The following is a 14,569-nucleotide window of genomic DNA, read 5'->3' as shown; positions in this document are numbered from 1 at the left end:
GCCGATGAACAGTTTTGAAATCAGCCGTTTGCAGCCTTCAAACGCTTTTCATCGCGGCCACCCTTCATGCGCTCAGCCAAGAGGAAGGCCAGTTCCAGCGCCTGATCGGCATTGAGGCGTGGGTCGCAATGGGTGTGGTAGCGATCCTGCAAGTTTTCGGCAGAGACCGCGCGCGCACCACCGGTGCATTCCGTCACGTCATTGCCGGTCATCTCAATATGGATGCCGCCGGGATGCGAGCCTTCGGAGCGATGGATCTGGAAGAAGCTTTCCACTTCCGACAGAACACGCTCAAATGGGCGGGTCTTGTAATTGTTGAGTGTAATCGTGTTGCCGTGCATTGGGTCGCAGGACCAAACCACCTTGCGACCTTCGCGCTCAACAGCCCTGATCAGGCGTGGCAGATGATCTGCAACCTTATCGTGGCCAAAGCGGCAAATCAGCGTCAGACGCCCGGCTTCATTTTGCGGATTGAGAATATCAATCAGGTTGAGCAGATCATCGGCCTGCAATGACGGACCACACTTCAAACCGATTGGGTTTTTGATGCCACGGCAATATTCCACATGGGCGTGGTCAGCCTGACGGGTACGGTCGCCGATCCAGATCATGTGGCCAGACGTGGCATAGACATCGCCAGAGGTCGAATCAACGCGGGTCAGTGCTTCTTCATAGCCAAGCAACAGAGCCTCATGGCTGGTGAAGAAATCTGTTTCGCGCAAAGACGGATTGGTTTCAGCCGTAATGCCCACAGCCTTCATGAAGTCCATGGTTTCGCTGATACGGTCAGCCAGCTTGCGGTAGCGCTCGGCCTGCGGGCTATCCTTGACGAAGCCCAGCATCCACTGATGCACGTTTTCCAGATTGGCATAGCCACCCATGGAAAAAGCGCGCAGAAGATTGAGCGTTGCAGCCGACTGGCGATAGGCCATCAACTGACGCTGCGGATCAGGAATGCGAGACTCTTCGGTGAACTCGATGCCGTTGATAATGTCGCCACGGTAGCTCGGCAGCTCCACATCGCCCTGCCGTTCCATATCGGAAGAGCGCGGCTTGGCAAACTGGCCAGCAATTCGGCCAATCTTCACAACAGGAAGCTGGGCACCGAAGGTCAAAACAACGGCCATTTGCAAGAAGGCGCGGAAAAAGTCGCGAATTGTATCGGCACCATGCTCGGCGAAGCTTTCAGCGCAATCGCCGCCCTGAAGCAAAAAGCCATTGCCTTCCGCCACATTGCCAAGCGCCTTTTTCAATCTGCGCGCTTCTCCAGCAAAAACCAGCGGCGGATAGGAGGCGAGCTGCTGCTCGACTGCCTTCAATGCATCTTGATCTGGATAGGCCGGAACCTGCTTGATTGGCTTCTGCCTCCAGCTCGTCGGGGTCCAATTCTGCGCCATAGTCTTCACCTACATATAATCCTGGCCGCCCTTACGCCCAGCTTTGATCGGCGGCTTATAAACTGTTGCTCATAGCTTGGAAAGCTCTTCTTGAGCGCAAAAGCACTTTCTGAAGCCTGTCAGGCAAAGCGGAAACGGGCCGATAAACGGCCCGCCCTGTCTTTATGCCCAATGCATGCCCAGCAAATGCGCTTAAACGCGCTCACCGCCGCGCACCCGATAGCTCGGGCTATACATGGTGACCAGCTCTTCCGCAGCGGTGGGGTGCACCGCCATTGTGCGGTCGAAATCATCCTTGGTGCATCCCGCCTTCAAGGTAATGCCCAAAAGCTGGGCCATCTCGCCCGCGTCATGGCCAAGGATATGCGCACCCACCACCTTGCGATCGGCCGCATTGACAATCAGCTTCATGATCATCTTTTCCGCCCGGCCCGACAGGGTTGCCTTCATCGGACGGAATTCGGCCTTATAAATTTCGATTTCCGCAAAGGCCTTGGCCGCTTCTTCTTCCGACATGCCAACGGTGCCAATTTCCGGCTGCGAAAATACGGCTGTTGCGATCATGTCGTGATCGGGCGATGTCGGATTGTTCTTATACTCGGTCTCGATAAAGCACATCGCCTCATGGATGGCCACCGGCGTCAATTGAACGCGGTCGGTCACATCACCAAGGGCAAAAATGCTCGGCACATTGGTGCGTGAATATTGATCGACAATAATGGCACCACGCGCGTTCACGGCAACACCCGCCGTTTCCAGTCCCAGTGACTTTGTATAGGGATCGCGCCCAAGCGCCAACATCACCTGATCCGCTTCCAACACGCCATTGTTCAGCGTGCGCACATTCAACGCACCCGTATCGCTTTTGGAAACCTCCTCAATCACGTCGGTGCAGAGAATGCGGATGCCCTTGGCTTCCATGGCCTGATGCAGACCACGGCGGACATCCTGATCAAAGCGTGACAGAATTTCCTTGCCGCGATAAATCAACGTGGTTTCAACGCCAAGGCCATGGAAGATATTGGCAAATTCAACGGCGATATAGCCACCACCGGCAATCACGATCTTGCGGGGCAGCTCTTCGAGATGGAAAGCCTCATTGGAGGAAATGCACAGCTCATGGCCCGGAAGCGACTTGTGGTAGTTGGCCTCGCCACCCACGGCAATGATGATGCGTTCCGCAGTCACGATCTTGCCAGTCTTGACGATGCGCACACTGTTTGGTCCGGCAATTTCCGCGCGGCTTTCAATCTGCTCCGCACCGGCATTGGTCAGGCCTTTGCGGTACAGACCTTCAAGCCTTGCGATTTCCTGATCCTTGGCCGCAATCAGCTTTTTCCAATCGAAACTACTTTCACCAACACTCCAACCAAATCCCGCAGCATCTTCAAAATGCTCATGAAATTGCGATGCATAGACAAACAGTTTCTTGGGCACGCAACCGCGAATAACGCATGTGCCACCAAAGCGGTACTCTTCCGCGATCGCAACCTTTTTTCCCATCGATGCAGCAAGGCGCGCACTGCGCACACCACCGGAACCGCCGCCGATGACAAACAGATCATAATCGAAAGATGACATGGTAAACTCCTAAAGCAGGTCGCGTTTTATTACTCTCAATAAAACGATAACGGAGATGCGGCAAAACAAGATCTAAAGCCTGTCGCAATCAATCCTATTCACTGCAACAGGCTCTAAAGGAAGCCAACAAAGTTCTTCACATATGGAGATGACAAAGACAAAATAAAAGCCCGGAATGTCCGGGCTTTTGAAATTCACCTGCCCTTAAAATCAGGGTTTCGCAGGTTCTTTTGCTGGCTCCGTTGCAGGCTCTTCCGCAGGAGCCTGCGACTTCAGTTCTTTTCCAGCGGCCTTCATCAGCGCGTCATTGGTGCTCTTTTCGAGATCACGCGCAATGCCAGACGCCCAGATATCGGCAGCCTTGCCAAGTTCGCGGTTGGCGATTGGCTGATCCTTGATCAGTTTTTTGCCAGCCGGGCTATTGAAGAAAGTGGCAATCTGCTTCAACTCGTCCTGGGTGAACGCCTTTGCGTAAACAATAGCAGCCTCTTTTTCGAGATCGCCACGGCGGGCCGCCAAAGCAATGGCCTGCTTGTCAACGGTGGTGTTAATCTGCTCTTCCAGGTTCGGATAGGCTTCGATCAGTTGAGCCTTCAGACGGGCTGCGATATTGGGCAAAATGTTGTCGAAAATATTCGTAACACCCAAAGATGCGATTGCCGACCGAGCAACATCGATCTGAGCATCGCTCACCTCTTGCGCGCGCGTCACAGGCGCCGCCAGAAGCGAAGCAGCGATAACCACACCTGCTGCAAGACGACCGATACCTTGATATTTGCCCATAAATTTCATGCTCCTGTTAGCTTCAAAAGCGCCGCGCGTTCACATTGGTGCCGCGCTGGCAAACTCATTTCATAATTCACTGCATCAATCATGTCTGGCCATCAGGCCGACGGTTCCATCACTCGTGCACCATCTGGACCCGCCACAACAGCAAGCGAGGCAAGGCCGATGAACAACCCGTGCTCTACAACACCTGGAATCGCAAACAATGCTTCTGACAGCGCCACTGCATCAGGAATGCGGCCAAAAGAAGCATCCAGAATCTGATGTCCACCATCCGTCATAAAAATTTCATCGCCCCAGCGGCGAACGGACAAATCTCCAGACAGGCCCAGACGGGATGCTGCCTTTTCAATGGCGATACGGGTCGACACTGCGCCAAAGGGATTGATCTCAATCGGCAGCGCAAACGCACCCAAGGTGTCAACCACTTTGGTTTCATCAGCAATGACAATCATGCGCGATGATGCCGCCGCCACAATCTTCTCTCTTAAAAGCGCACCGCCGCCGCCCTTGATGAGGCTCAAGCGGCTGTCCAGCTCATCTGCACCATCAATGGTGAGATCGAGTTCCGGCAATTCATCCAGCGATTTCAACGGTACACCAAGCTCAACACACAGCCGGGCTGTGCGCTCGGATGTGGGAACGCCTTGCACCTTGAAACCATTTGCGACCTTTTCGGCCAGCAAACGCACGAATTCTTCGGCCGTGGAACCTGTGCCAATGCCAAGCCGCATCCCGTCTTCGACATAGGACAAGGCCACTTCGGCCGCTTTGATCTTCATCTGGCGAACGTCCATGCGCCAACCGCTCCTTTAAGAATGCGTCGCCCCGGCGTGATCAAACGAACTGGGGTGCCGCAATACTGAATTCATGCGCCCGGCTTTAAGGCCAGTCTGGCCACATCTTCATAAATTGACCAAGCTAACGCTGTTTACACGGCTCGCCCTGCAAACGAAAGCCCCTTTTACCATCCGTCCCACGTTGCATTTGTGGGCCGAAATGCTTACCCGTTTTCACCGTCTTCCCTGTTTGAAAGAGAACGCGCGTGTCAAAACCCACAATTGTCTTCGACCTCGATGGCACTCTCATCGATACCGCGGCAGATCTTGTCGCAAGCCTGAATTACACCATCGCAGCTGCCGGACTTGATCCCGTGGGAACAGATGACCTCAACCATCTGGTCGGACACGGTGCGCGCGTCATGATTGAACGCGCCTTTGCCCTGCGCGACAGACCTCTGACTGAAGACGAATTATCACCGCTTCTCGATCGTTTCATTGCGCATTATCAAGCCAACATGCCGGGCGAAAGCCAACCCTACCCCGGACTGATCGATACTTTGGACAGGTTTGAAGCCGCCGGATACAGGCTTGCGGTTTGCACCAATAAAATGGAAGGCTTAGCGCGTCCCTTGCTCGACGGCCTCGGTTTGACCCGCTATTTCGCAGCCATCACCGGCGGCGACACATTTGCTGTGCGCAAGCCTGATGCCCAGCACCTGCTGGGTACAATTGAAAAGGCCGGTGGCGATCCGCAACGCGCTATTATGGTGGGTGATAGCCGCAACGACATTCTTGTCGCGCAAAACGCCAACATCCCCTCTATCGCTGTGCCGTTCGGCTATTCCGACGTGGCAGTGGTAACGCTCAACCCCACGATTGTCATCAACCACTTTGATGAAATGACATTAGAAATGGTTGAAAACCTATTGATTCAATAGAGCTTATGGTCTTCGGCACGGAGGGCAAGCAGCGGCCCTCCGAGAGGCCTTTAAGCATCCAGCATTTCCCGCACCGCAATGGCCAATTGCTTGAGCGAGAACGGCTTGGGCAGGAAGCCGAATTTGGCATCAGCGGGAAGGTTGCGGGCAAAAGCGTCTTCAGCATAACCAGACACGAAGATAAACTTGAGATCAGGATAATTTTTCCGCAATTCCCTCAACAGCGAAGGACCATCCATTTCCGGCATCACGACGTCGGAAACGACGATATCCACCTTGCCTTCCAACTCCTCCATGATGTCGAGAGCCTCAACGCCCGAACATGCCTCATGCACCGTGTAACCACGGGTTTCCAGCATGCGCTTGCCGCCGCGACGCACCGCATCTTCATCTTCAACGAGCAGAACAACGGCAGAATTGCCGGTCAGGTCTTCTGGCTCTTTTTCCTTCTCGGCCGGCGGTGCCTCCAGCGCCTGTTTCACCGCACCGGCTTTGGCCTCGGCATCGAGGGCTGAAATGGCGGGCGTTTCCATTACATGGCGCGGCAGGAAGATACGGAAAATCGTGCCTTCGCCAACCTCGGAGTCAAGATAGATATAACCACCGGACTGTTTGATAATGCCATAAACCATGGCAAGGCCAAGCCCGGTGCCTTTCCCCACATCCTTGGTGGTAAAGAAAGGCTCGAAAATCTTGTCAATAATCTCGGGTTCAATGCCGGTGCCGGTATCCGCGACCTCAATCAGCACAAATTCTTCGGCAGGAAGACCGCGATAATTGAAGGTCGATGCTTCGGCACCCGACACATTACGGGTGCTGATCGTGATACGCCCACCCTGCGGCATGGCATCACGGGCGTTAACGCACAGATTGATCAGCACCTGCTCGAATTGCGACAGATCCGCCTTTACCGCCCAGAGATCACGACCATAATCCACGAACAATTTCACGTTGGTGCCGGAGATCAGCCGGTCCACCAGCATTCTGAGATCACCAATCACATCGGTGAGGTTCAGCACGGTTGGTCGCATAGTCTGCTTGCGCGAGAAGGCCAAAAGCTGGCGCACGAGAACGGCGGCGCGATTGGCATTGCGCTTGATTTCCATAAGATCAGCAAAGCTCGAATCTGACGGACGTGCTTGCAGGAGCAAATGGTCGGATGAGAGCAAAATCGCGGTCAGAACATTGTTAAAATCATGAGCGATACCACCAGCCAGGGTTCCAACCGCATTCATCTTCTGCGTCTGAGCCATCTGGGTTTCCAGGGCTTTTTGGTCAGTCACATCCACAGCATAGACAATTGCCGCCTCTTCCGGCGCTTCGTCACTCTGATCAATCACCGCATTGACGTAGAAGCGGAAGTGCCGGGTATCGTCGAGCGGGTGGCGCGAATCGATCGGCGCGATATCCACCTGCCGGTCACGCGCATCGGAAAGCGCATCTTCAAACCGGGCGCGCTCATTCTCGTGCAACACGGCTTCGAGCTTGACTTTGCGATCGATATCATCACGCGAGACGACGCTTGAGAAAAACTTCAAAAACGGCGCATTGGTGCGCAAAATCCGCCCTTGCCCGTCGACAGAGGCAATCGCCATCGGCGTATTGTTGAAAAAACGGGTAAAGCGCATGGATGCCGATGAATCGGAACGATCGCCAGCGCTGGCCTCCTGACGTGCGAGCACGATTGTACGGCTTTCGCCCGGCGCTCCATCGCGCGCGGAGCGCACCCGATGCACGAGGCGAGCCGGAAAGCTGCGGCCATCGGCGCGGCGCAAATCCAGTTCAAGTGTCGCCGTTTTTGACAGGCCCGGTTCCGCCTGAACCGACTGGATAAGAGCCATGCCCTCACCCGCCACCAGATCTTTCAGATAGATGGAGCCGGGCGAAAACTGTGTGAGATCAATGCCCAGCCATTCTGACAGGGTCGCATTCAGATAGAAAATTTCGCCCTTTCGGCCAGCGGAGAAAAATCCGGCGGGGGCGTGATCGAGGTAATCGATGGCATTTTGCAATTCTTTGAAGAAACGCTCCTGCTCATCGCGCTCGGTGGTGATGTCAGCAATCTGCCAGATTTGCAGGTCTTTGCGGTCCCCATGGCCCAGCAGACGGCGGGCGCGCAAGCGATACCAATGGGCTCCCGATCCATTTTCCGAAAGTGGACCCAGCGGCTTGAGCAAACGAAACTCTTCATAGCCATCGCGACCGTCGCGCAAACCATTGATAAGCCGATACAAGGCCTCGCCCGCCTCGCGGTGGCGCGACAACAGGGCCTCAAGCGTTTGCACCTCGGTTGCCCGCCGCACACCGGTCATGCGGCCATAGGCAGCATTCGCATAGATGATGTGCCCGCGTTGATCGGTGATCAGCGTGCCTTCGCTTTGATTGTCGAGAAACGCACGACCAAGCCCGTCGGACGGGGTTTGCGGCATGACCTCGATGAAACCGATGAAGGCCGACACCAGAAAAAAGATGCCGACAATCGCAAGCACGCCGAGAACACCGAGCACGATTTGATTGTCGAGTGCGTGTCTGAACACCACAAAGGCACCGGCCGCGGCCAGCAACACTATGGCAAGAATAACAATGCGAAGCGCTGCTCCGCTATTGGGTCTGCGATCAACCAGCGGCCCCACGCTATGCTCCGTCTGCGGCTGGTTTGTCATTCGTTCCTCGTTCTGAAAGGCAATTCGCCCTTTGGTAGCATGTCTTGCAGCAGAGTTCTTTAAATCCGAATCGATTTAAGGTGAACCTGATACAACATATATAGAATGCTACAGCAAACCTTTGCGCGCCACATCGAAAGAATGGCGTTGCAGGCCCCTGTCGCGGCAGCAAAAGAAAGAATCGCTGTGTATATAAACTCTAACAATTTGTAAGGTGTGCAAAAAGCACAACTGGCTTGTGATTTTCCATCATTCACAGGCAATCTCACACGGTTGCCGCAATGTTATGGAAGAAACCGCGCGGATTCCATCCTTATCACCAGAAATAGACGAACACGAAGCGTTGGCTTCTTGCCTCCGTTGCGGAAACAACGTTGAAGTAGCCTCGAGATTAAGACGGAGACAGTGACCATGATAGACGAAATCCTCAACGCCTATGGAGCACGCTTTGTCATAGCAATTGGCGGCGTGGCTTTAGCGCTTGTTGTGCTGGTTGCCGTATTGTGGATTATTCGAAACAAAGCGCCATCCCCTTTTGTGCGTGGTGGACGCAGCCGCCAGCCGCGCCTGCAGGTGCTGGATGCCGCAGCCGTGGATGCACGTCGTCGCCTTGTGCTTGTGCGTCGCGACAATATTGAACATCTGATTTTGATTGGCGGACCAAGCGATATCGTGATTGAGAGCGGAATTGGCGAGCCAAAGACTTACCTTGCTGGCGAGTTGGCCGCAAATGCCGCCCTGAGCGAACAACAAGCCCCAGAGACCCGTATTGCGCAGCACGATAAGGCCGCCCTGCACATGCCAGAGAGGGCACTGCCACGAGAGGAGCCAGCCCCTCGCCCAGAACGTCCGCAGCAAAAAGAAGCCCGTCCGCAACCGCCAAGAGAGATGCCTCCAAAAGCAGAACCGGTTGAGTTGGTCATGCCTTCAGCACCGCCGGCGGTGGAAAGAGCAAAAAGACCGGAACCACCCATCATTAAACCTGCCCGCCCGCCGGAAGCAGCCCCTGAGATGAGCAGGCCGCAGATGCGCCCATCGGCGCCAGCCGCCCCTTCGGCGAACACTCAGCCCGCGCCGCGCCCTCCGGCCGGGCCAGAAACGCCAATTGCACCTTCTAAAATTGAGCCATCGGCACCTATGCCACCCAAACCGGCGGAGACAGCAAAAGAAGACGTTCCGCGCGTGGAGCTTGCACCTGCAACACCGCAAACACCGCCAGAGGTGCGCGCCGAAGATGCTGGCCTGGCACTGGAGACGGCCCGCGCGCGGGTTCTCGCGCAAAAGGTCGAAGCTCCCAAAGTCGAGCCCTTTGCTGCTGATCGGATTAAGCCACCGGTCGAGGATTTTGATATTTCTGCACCGAGTGAGCCCACCCCGCGCATTGATCCCGACATGGAAAGCATCAAGAGCGAGTTTGAGAAAATTCTGGACTCTGACGTGGTCTCAGAACCGCCACAGCGCCCGCGCCCAACTGTAGAGCCGCCTGTGACACATTCCATCCCCGTCCATGCCATCCCGGTGACGAACAGCCCGCAAATGGTGCCCAGCGTGGATGCCAACCAGCCAGCGCATGGAAAAGAAGGCAATTTGCAAGACGAAATTGCCCGTATCTTTGGCGAAATGGGCGAGCCGCGTAAAAACTGATCGCCTGCTTCATTTGCAGGGCCGAATGTTTATCGCATCAAAATGGCGGACAAAAGCCCGCCGCTATTTTCTGACAAACCTCTCACGACAGCGCCCTGTGCTTTATCAAACGCCTGAGTACACGACTCTATGGTTTTGCTGTGCCGTTTCCCTCCTCATTCCTCTGCCGGGAACATCTCCCCTCCGGGCAGCAGGTTGCGGCAGCCGGGTGAGGGCGACGAAGCCCCGGAAAAGTTGGGTCGTGTACAGTGATCAAACACACAAAGGACGGCGTAACACTTTTATACCAAGGCTCGAAGATGCGAGAGCATCCTCGCCTTGAAGACATTATGCAGCAGGCATTTTGCCACCCCAAGGTTTATTCCGAGAGCATTCTGCTATTGAATAAGCAATGAGATGTTTTTTAAAAATAAATGTAATTCTGCGCTCGGCATAGATGCGACTATGATGTCGAGGATGAGAGCCTACTTTTCCAGCAGGCTGACTGCGGTGCCAGCAATCGGCAGCGGGTAGAAGCTCGCCACCCTGCCCTCGGATTCATAATTGAATAAATCGAAATCGACTTATGCAATTGCGCATCATAATAAAAAGCTACGCTGCCATGCGCCACTATGGCAAACGGCACCAGAGCGGATCGTCAGCCAATATGCTTCTGCAAGCTTATGCTTCGACAGTTTATCGCTGTAAACCTACATACCCAGCCTGACCGGAAGATCAGACTGAAGATAGAACGGCGCGAACAGCATAAACATTGCAGCGCACCGGCAAGAACCTGCCGCACGCGCCACAATAAATCTATAGTCACTCGTCGCGGTAGACTTTTTCGCGACGCTCGTGCCGTTCTTGCGCCTCAATCGAGAGGGTGGCAATTGGCCGGGCGTCAAGACGCTTCAAGCTGATAGGCTCGCCGGTTTCTTCGCAGTAACCATAGGTGCCTTCATCGATACGCTGCATCGCTGCATCGATCTTGGCGATCAACTTGCGTTGCCTGTCACGCGCACGAAGCTCAATCGCCCGGTCAGTCTCTGACGAAGCGCGGTCTGCTAGGTCTGGGTGATTTGCACTTTCCTCAGCAAGATGGCCAAGGGTTTCTTTTGCTTCTCTCAGAATGTCATTTTTCCAGGCAAGTAATTTTGCACGAAAATATGCACGCTGGTTAGCATTCATAAACTCATCGTCATCCGAGAGCACTGGCTCAATAAGATCGATCTTCTCACTCAACGCGATTCTCCTGAAGAACATCTCTTGGCGGACGTATAGCCTTGAAAATTGTCTCGTTCAAGCCTTACTATTGCCTTTGTGTGATTTTTAAATTTGTCACAAAAATCGTCTAAAGGACTATATTTTCATCATTTTAAAGTGAACAGCGAGACGAGAGCATGGGGGCTTGACAGCATTTTGCCGGGCTCTCGGGCTAGGATACAACCCTTTGCGCATATAGCAGTTGACGCCGTGCAAGCCCTCAGGATAGGCATAATCAGCTTCAACGGAAACCTCTCGCATGATCGTTGTTTCGTCCTCTCTGTCGCGTATCTATCTTTTACGTCACGCCGAATCCGGCTGGCCAGAAAATGGGCAGAAGGACTTTGACCGCACCTTAAGCGGTGCGGGATATGCACAGGCAGAAGTGGTTATGGACCAAGCCGCAGACCGAAATTATCGGCCTGATCTGGTTTTATGCTCAACTGCCGTGCGCTGTCGTCAAACCGCAGAGGCTGTACGCCGCACACTTTGCGCAGAAGATATCCCGTTGCGTTATATTGATCAGCTCTACAATGGCTCTTTGGAAGTCTATCTGGAAATCCTGTCCGCAACAGACACGGCCAGTTCTGTGATGCTGATTGGCCATAACCCCACGATCAGCGAAACACTGGAAACGCTGGTGGGGGCCGATCAAGTGGCAGCGGTGATCGCTCAAGGCTATCCGCCCTGCGGCCTTGCCGTTCTGGATCGCAACATGGATGGCGCAACAAACAAGCTTGAGTGGCGCGTGATTGATTTTCTTCAGGCCTGAATGCGTCCTCTTCAATCTGATGCTTGCCACCCCTATATGGGATGGAGAAGAAGAGGATAGCTGAACGTGCCGCCATCTCTGACCCGCTTTGCAGATGAAACCCGGATTGCGCTTGATAACCTGACCGACCGGGCAACCAATCTGCTCTATCCCACCATACGTTTGGGCGTGACGGGCCTTTCACGGGCAGGAAAAACCGTTTTCATCTCATCGCTGGTGCATAATCTGCTCAACGGCGGGCGCTTGCCGCTGTTTGAACCCTTGCAATCCGGTCGCGTCGCCCGTGTGAACCTTGAGCCTCAGCCAGATGATGCGGTGCCGCGCTTTCAATATGAAGATCACATCAATGCGCTGGTGCGCGACCGAATCTGGCCAGATTCAACCCGCGCTATCTCAGAATTAAGGCTGGTGATTGACTATAAAAGTGCAAGCGGCTGGAACCGGATGTTTTCGTCCGGCAAGCTTGCCATCGATATTGTCGATTACCCCGGCGAATGGCTGCTGGATTTGCCACTTCTCAATCAGGATTATGCCACCTTCAGTGCCAATACGGTGGTGCTGGCCAAAACTGGCGTTCGGCAGGAACTGGCCGCAAAGTGGATGCAATTGGCGCTTCGGGTTGATCCAGACGCACCCGCCGATGAAACAACCGCCCGCCAACTTGCCTCCACATTCGCCGATTACCTTAAAGCCTGCAAGGCCGATGAGCGCTCCCTCTCCACCCTGCCGCCCGGACGCTTTTTGATGCCGGGCGATCTTGATGGTTCGCCCGCCCTCACCTTTTCGCCCCTGCCGCTCAATGCCGAGAGCAAAGTGGTTCGCGGCTCCTTGCGCGCCATGATGGAGCGGCGTTATGAGGCCTATAAGTCTGTGGTGGTCAAACCGTTTTTTCGCGAGCACTTTGCGAGGCTTGATCGGCAGATTGTGCTGGTCGATGCGTTGCAGGCCATCAATCGCGGCCCAGAAGCCGTGCAAGATCTGGAACGGGCGCTAGCTGACGTACTGGCCTGTTTTCGCCCCGGAAATTCCAGTTGGCTGGCAAGTCTGGTTGGTCGCCGCATCGACAAGGTGCTGGTGGCCGCCACCAAGGCCGATCACTTGCACCATGAAAGCCACGAGCAATTGCAGGCCATCACCCGGCGGCTGGTTGACAGAGCCATCACCTCAATTGGCATGGCCGGTGCAGGCATAGAAGTGCTGGCCTTGGCATCGGTGCGCGCAACCCGCGAAGCCACGGTGAAGCAAGACGGCCATGTGTTGCCCGTGGTGGTGGGAACCCCGATGGACGGGGAAACCATCGGATCTGAACGGTTTGATGGCCTGCGCAAAACGGCAGTGTTCCCTGGCGATTTGCCTCAGAATATCGAGCCACTGTTTCGCACAAAACCACTTGCCTCGGACATGAGCGATGGTGCCTTACCAGACCTCAATATCATTCGCTTTCGTCCGCCAGAGTTGATTGAGACCGGCGACGGCATTCGTCTGTCCATTCCGCATATCCGGCTGGACAGGGCCTTGCAATTTCTGCTGGGAGACCGTCTCGCATGAGCAAATTACCGCAAGATGAGCGCCCAACACCCCGCCGCCCGGCTGCATTCACACTTGACGAGGAGGCACCAACAGCGGCTCGAACCGAAGCAGCAACAAACCGTGCATCGGAGGCGGCCAAACGTCCACCCCGGACTTTTGCACCAGACATTTCGATTACGCCGGATGCAGAAGATCCGTTTTTGCGCGACGTAACCGATGATGCCATTGTGCCAATTGCCACACCGCGCAAGCGTGGCTTTTCCTTTGGCAAGCTGGCAATGGCGGCCTTTGGCACGTTGCTGTCCCTCGCGGTGGGCATCTGGATTGACGACCTGATCCGCAATCTTTTCACCCGGGCGGATTGGCTGGGATACACAGCGCTGACATTGCTTTCTCTCGGTCTCTTTGCGCTGTTTGTGGTGATTGCGCGGGAAGTGGCCGGCATATACCGCTTGAACGCCGTGCAGACGATTAAAGAGCGCGGCGTAGCACTTGCCCTGCAAGGCACGGCCAGTGAAGCGCGGCAGCTTGTCAAGGAAGTGGCAGCCCTCACCCGCCACAGGCCAGAGACCGCGCGTGGCCGCGCCGTGCTGGATGCGGCTGAGGACGATATTATTGATGCACCCCACATCATCACTCTGGCGGAGCGCGAATTGCTCGGTCCTCTGGATGCCAAGGCCCGTGCCATGATTGTGCAGTCATCCAAGCGCGTGTCTGTGGTCACTGCCGTCAGCCCGCGCGCGCTGATGGATCTGGCCTATGTGTTGTTTGAAGTGGTGCGCCTGGTGCGCGGCATGGCCGAGCTTTACGGCGGTCGCCCCGGCTCGTTTGGCATGATGCGATTGCTGCGCGATGTTTTTGCCCACCTTGCCGTTACCGGCTCCATTGCTATCGGCGACGGATTGGCTCAGCAGGTTCTTGGCCATGGTTTAGCATCACGGCTGTCGGCGCGACTCGGTGAAGGTGTCATTAACGGGCTGATGACAGCAAGAATCGGCATCGCTGCCATGGACCTTTGCCGCCCGCTGACATTCAAAGCGTTAAAGCGACCGGGGGTCAGTGATTTCGTTGGCGATCTGCGCCCTTCCATGGGAAAAGAGGATAAACCTCTGTAATGAAATAGCTTTCCCCGTGGTTACCATAGAGGGAATGTGGGCTTTGGTTAAGAAAGCTTGGGGCTGGTGATCGAAAAAGAAAGGAAATATTAACCATCTTTGCGCTATAGCTAGCTCAT

11 protein-coding genes are annotated in these 14,569 nt (G+C 55.0%); 5 read left to right on the top strand and 6 right to left on the bottom strand.

Translation table 11 applies throughout. The annotated features are described in order from the left end of the window. Nucleotides 1-20: 20 nt before the first annotated feature. From E6C51_RS03325 to rpiA, 4 genes are all read right to left on the bottom strand, one after another. Complete coding sequence (locus E6C51_RS03325) at nucleotides 21-1,397, bottom strand: class II 3-deoxy-7-phosphoheptulonate synthase (RefSeq protein ID WP_146930256.1); 1,377 nt, start codon at nucleotides 1,395-1,397, stop codon at nucleotides 21-23. Nucleotides 1,398-1,589: 192 nt separating this feature from the next. Beyond that, nucleotides 1,590-2,978, bottom strand: a complete 1,389-nt coding sequence (gene gor / locus E6C51_RS03320) for a glutathione-disulfide reductase (RefSeq protein WP_146930259.1) — start codon at nucleotides 2,976-2,978, stop codon at nucleotides 1,590-1,592. 210 nt (nucleotides 2,979-3,188) lie between these two features. After that, the gene (locus E6C51_RS03315; RefSeq protein ID WP_146930262.1) at nucleotides 3,189-3,761 is read right to left on the bottom strand and encodes a DUF2059 domain-containing protein; all 573 of its coding nucleotides are present in this window, start codon (nucleotides 3,759-3,761) and stop codon (nucleotides 3,189-3,191) included. 101 nt (nucleotides 3,762-3,862) lie between these two features. Further along, the gene (rpiA, locus tag E6C51_RS03310) at nucleotides 3,863-4,561 is read right to left on the bottom strand and encodes a ribose-5-phosphate isomerase RpiA (protein ID WP_146930265.1); all 699 of its coding nucleotides are present in this window, start codon (nucleotides 4,559-4,561) and stop codon (nucleotides 3,863-3,865) included. 248 nt (nucleotides 4,562-4,809) lie between these two features. Between rpiA and E6C51_RS03305 the strand changes: the two genes are divergently transcribed. Then, complete coding sequence (locus E6C51_RS03305; RefSeq protein ID WP_190235008.1) at nucleotides 4,810-5,484, top strand: HAD family hydrolase; 675 nt, start codon at nucleotides 4,810-4,812, stop codon at nucleotides 5,482-5,484. Between the two features lie 50 nt (nucleotides 5,485-5,534). Here E6C51_RS03305 and cckA read toward each other — a convergent pair whose 3' ends face one another. Continuing rightward, nucleotides 5,535-8,147 (bottom strand): cell cycle histidine kinase CckA, encoded by a 2,613-nt coding sequence (gene cckA, locus E6C51_RS03300; protein WP_190235007.1) that lies wholly within the window; start codon nucleotides 8,145-8,147, stop codon nucleotides 5,535-5,537. A gap of 411 nt (nucleotides 8,148-8,558) precedes the next feature. On the opposite strand from cckA, the gene E6C51_RS03295 reads away from it, so the two are divergent. Continuing rightward, on the top strand, nucleotides 8,559-9,791 hold the full coding sequence (locus tag E6C51_RS03295) for a flagellar biosynthetic protein FliO (RefSeq protein ID WP_190235006.1): 1,233 nt from the start codon (nucleotides 8,559-8,561) through the stop codon (nucleotides 9,789-9,791). Nucleotides 9,792-10,592: 801 nt separating this feature from the next. Here the strand turns inward: E6C51_RS03295 and dksA are convergent. After that, on the bottom strand, nucleotides 10,593-11,012 hold the full coding sequence (dksA, locus tag E6C51_RS03290) for an RNA polymerase-binding protein DksA (RefSeq protein WP_075641006.1): 420 nt from the start codon (nucleotides 11,010-11,012) through the stop codon (nucleotides 10,593-10,595). A 280-nt stretch (nucleotides 11,013-11,292) separates the two neighbouring features. On the opposite strand from dksA, the gene E6C51_RS03285 reads away from it, so the two are divergent. From E6C51_RS03285 to E6C51_RS03275, 3 genes are all read left to right on the top strand, one after another. Next, entirely contained in the window at nucleotides 11,293-11,805 is a 513-nt protein-coding gene (locus E6C51_RS03285; RefSeq protein ID WP_190235005.1) for a SixA phosphatase family protein, read from the top strand. A 66-nt stretch (nucleotides 11,806-11,871) separates the two neighbouring features. Next, nucleotides 11,872-13,353 (top strand): YcjX family GTP-binding protein, encoded by a 1,482-nt coding sequence (locus E6C51_RS03280; RefSeq protein WP_190235004.1) that lies wholly within the window; start codon nucleotides 11,872-11,874, stop codon nucleotides 13,351-13,353. After that, nucleotides 13,350-14,450: a YcjF family protein gene (locus tag E6C51_RS03275; RefSeq protein ID WP_190235003.1), complete on the top strand. Its 1,101-nt coding sequence runs from the start codon at nucleotides 13,350-13,352 to the stop codon at nucleotides 14,448-14,450. Before E6C51_RS03280 ends, E6C51_RS03275 begins: the two co-directional genes overlap by 4 nt. Nucleotides 14,451-14,569 lie beyond the last annotated feature (119 nt).

This window comes from Gillisella terrae, from assembly GCF_004801395.1.
Lineage (GTDB): Bacteria > Pseudomonadota > Alphaproteobacteria > Rhizobiales > Rhizobiaceae > Allorhizobium > Allorhizobium terrae.
Note: the sequence above shows the minus strand (reverse complement) of the source record. Positions and strands in the feature narration are given on the sequence as shown.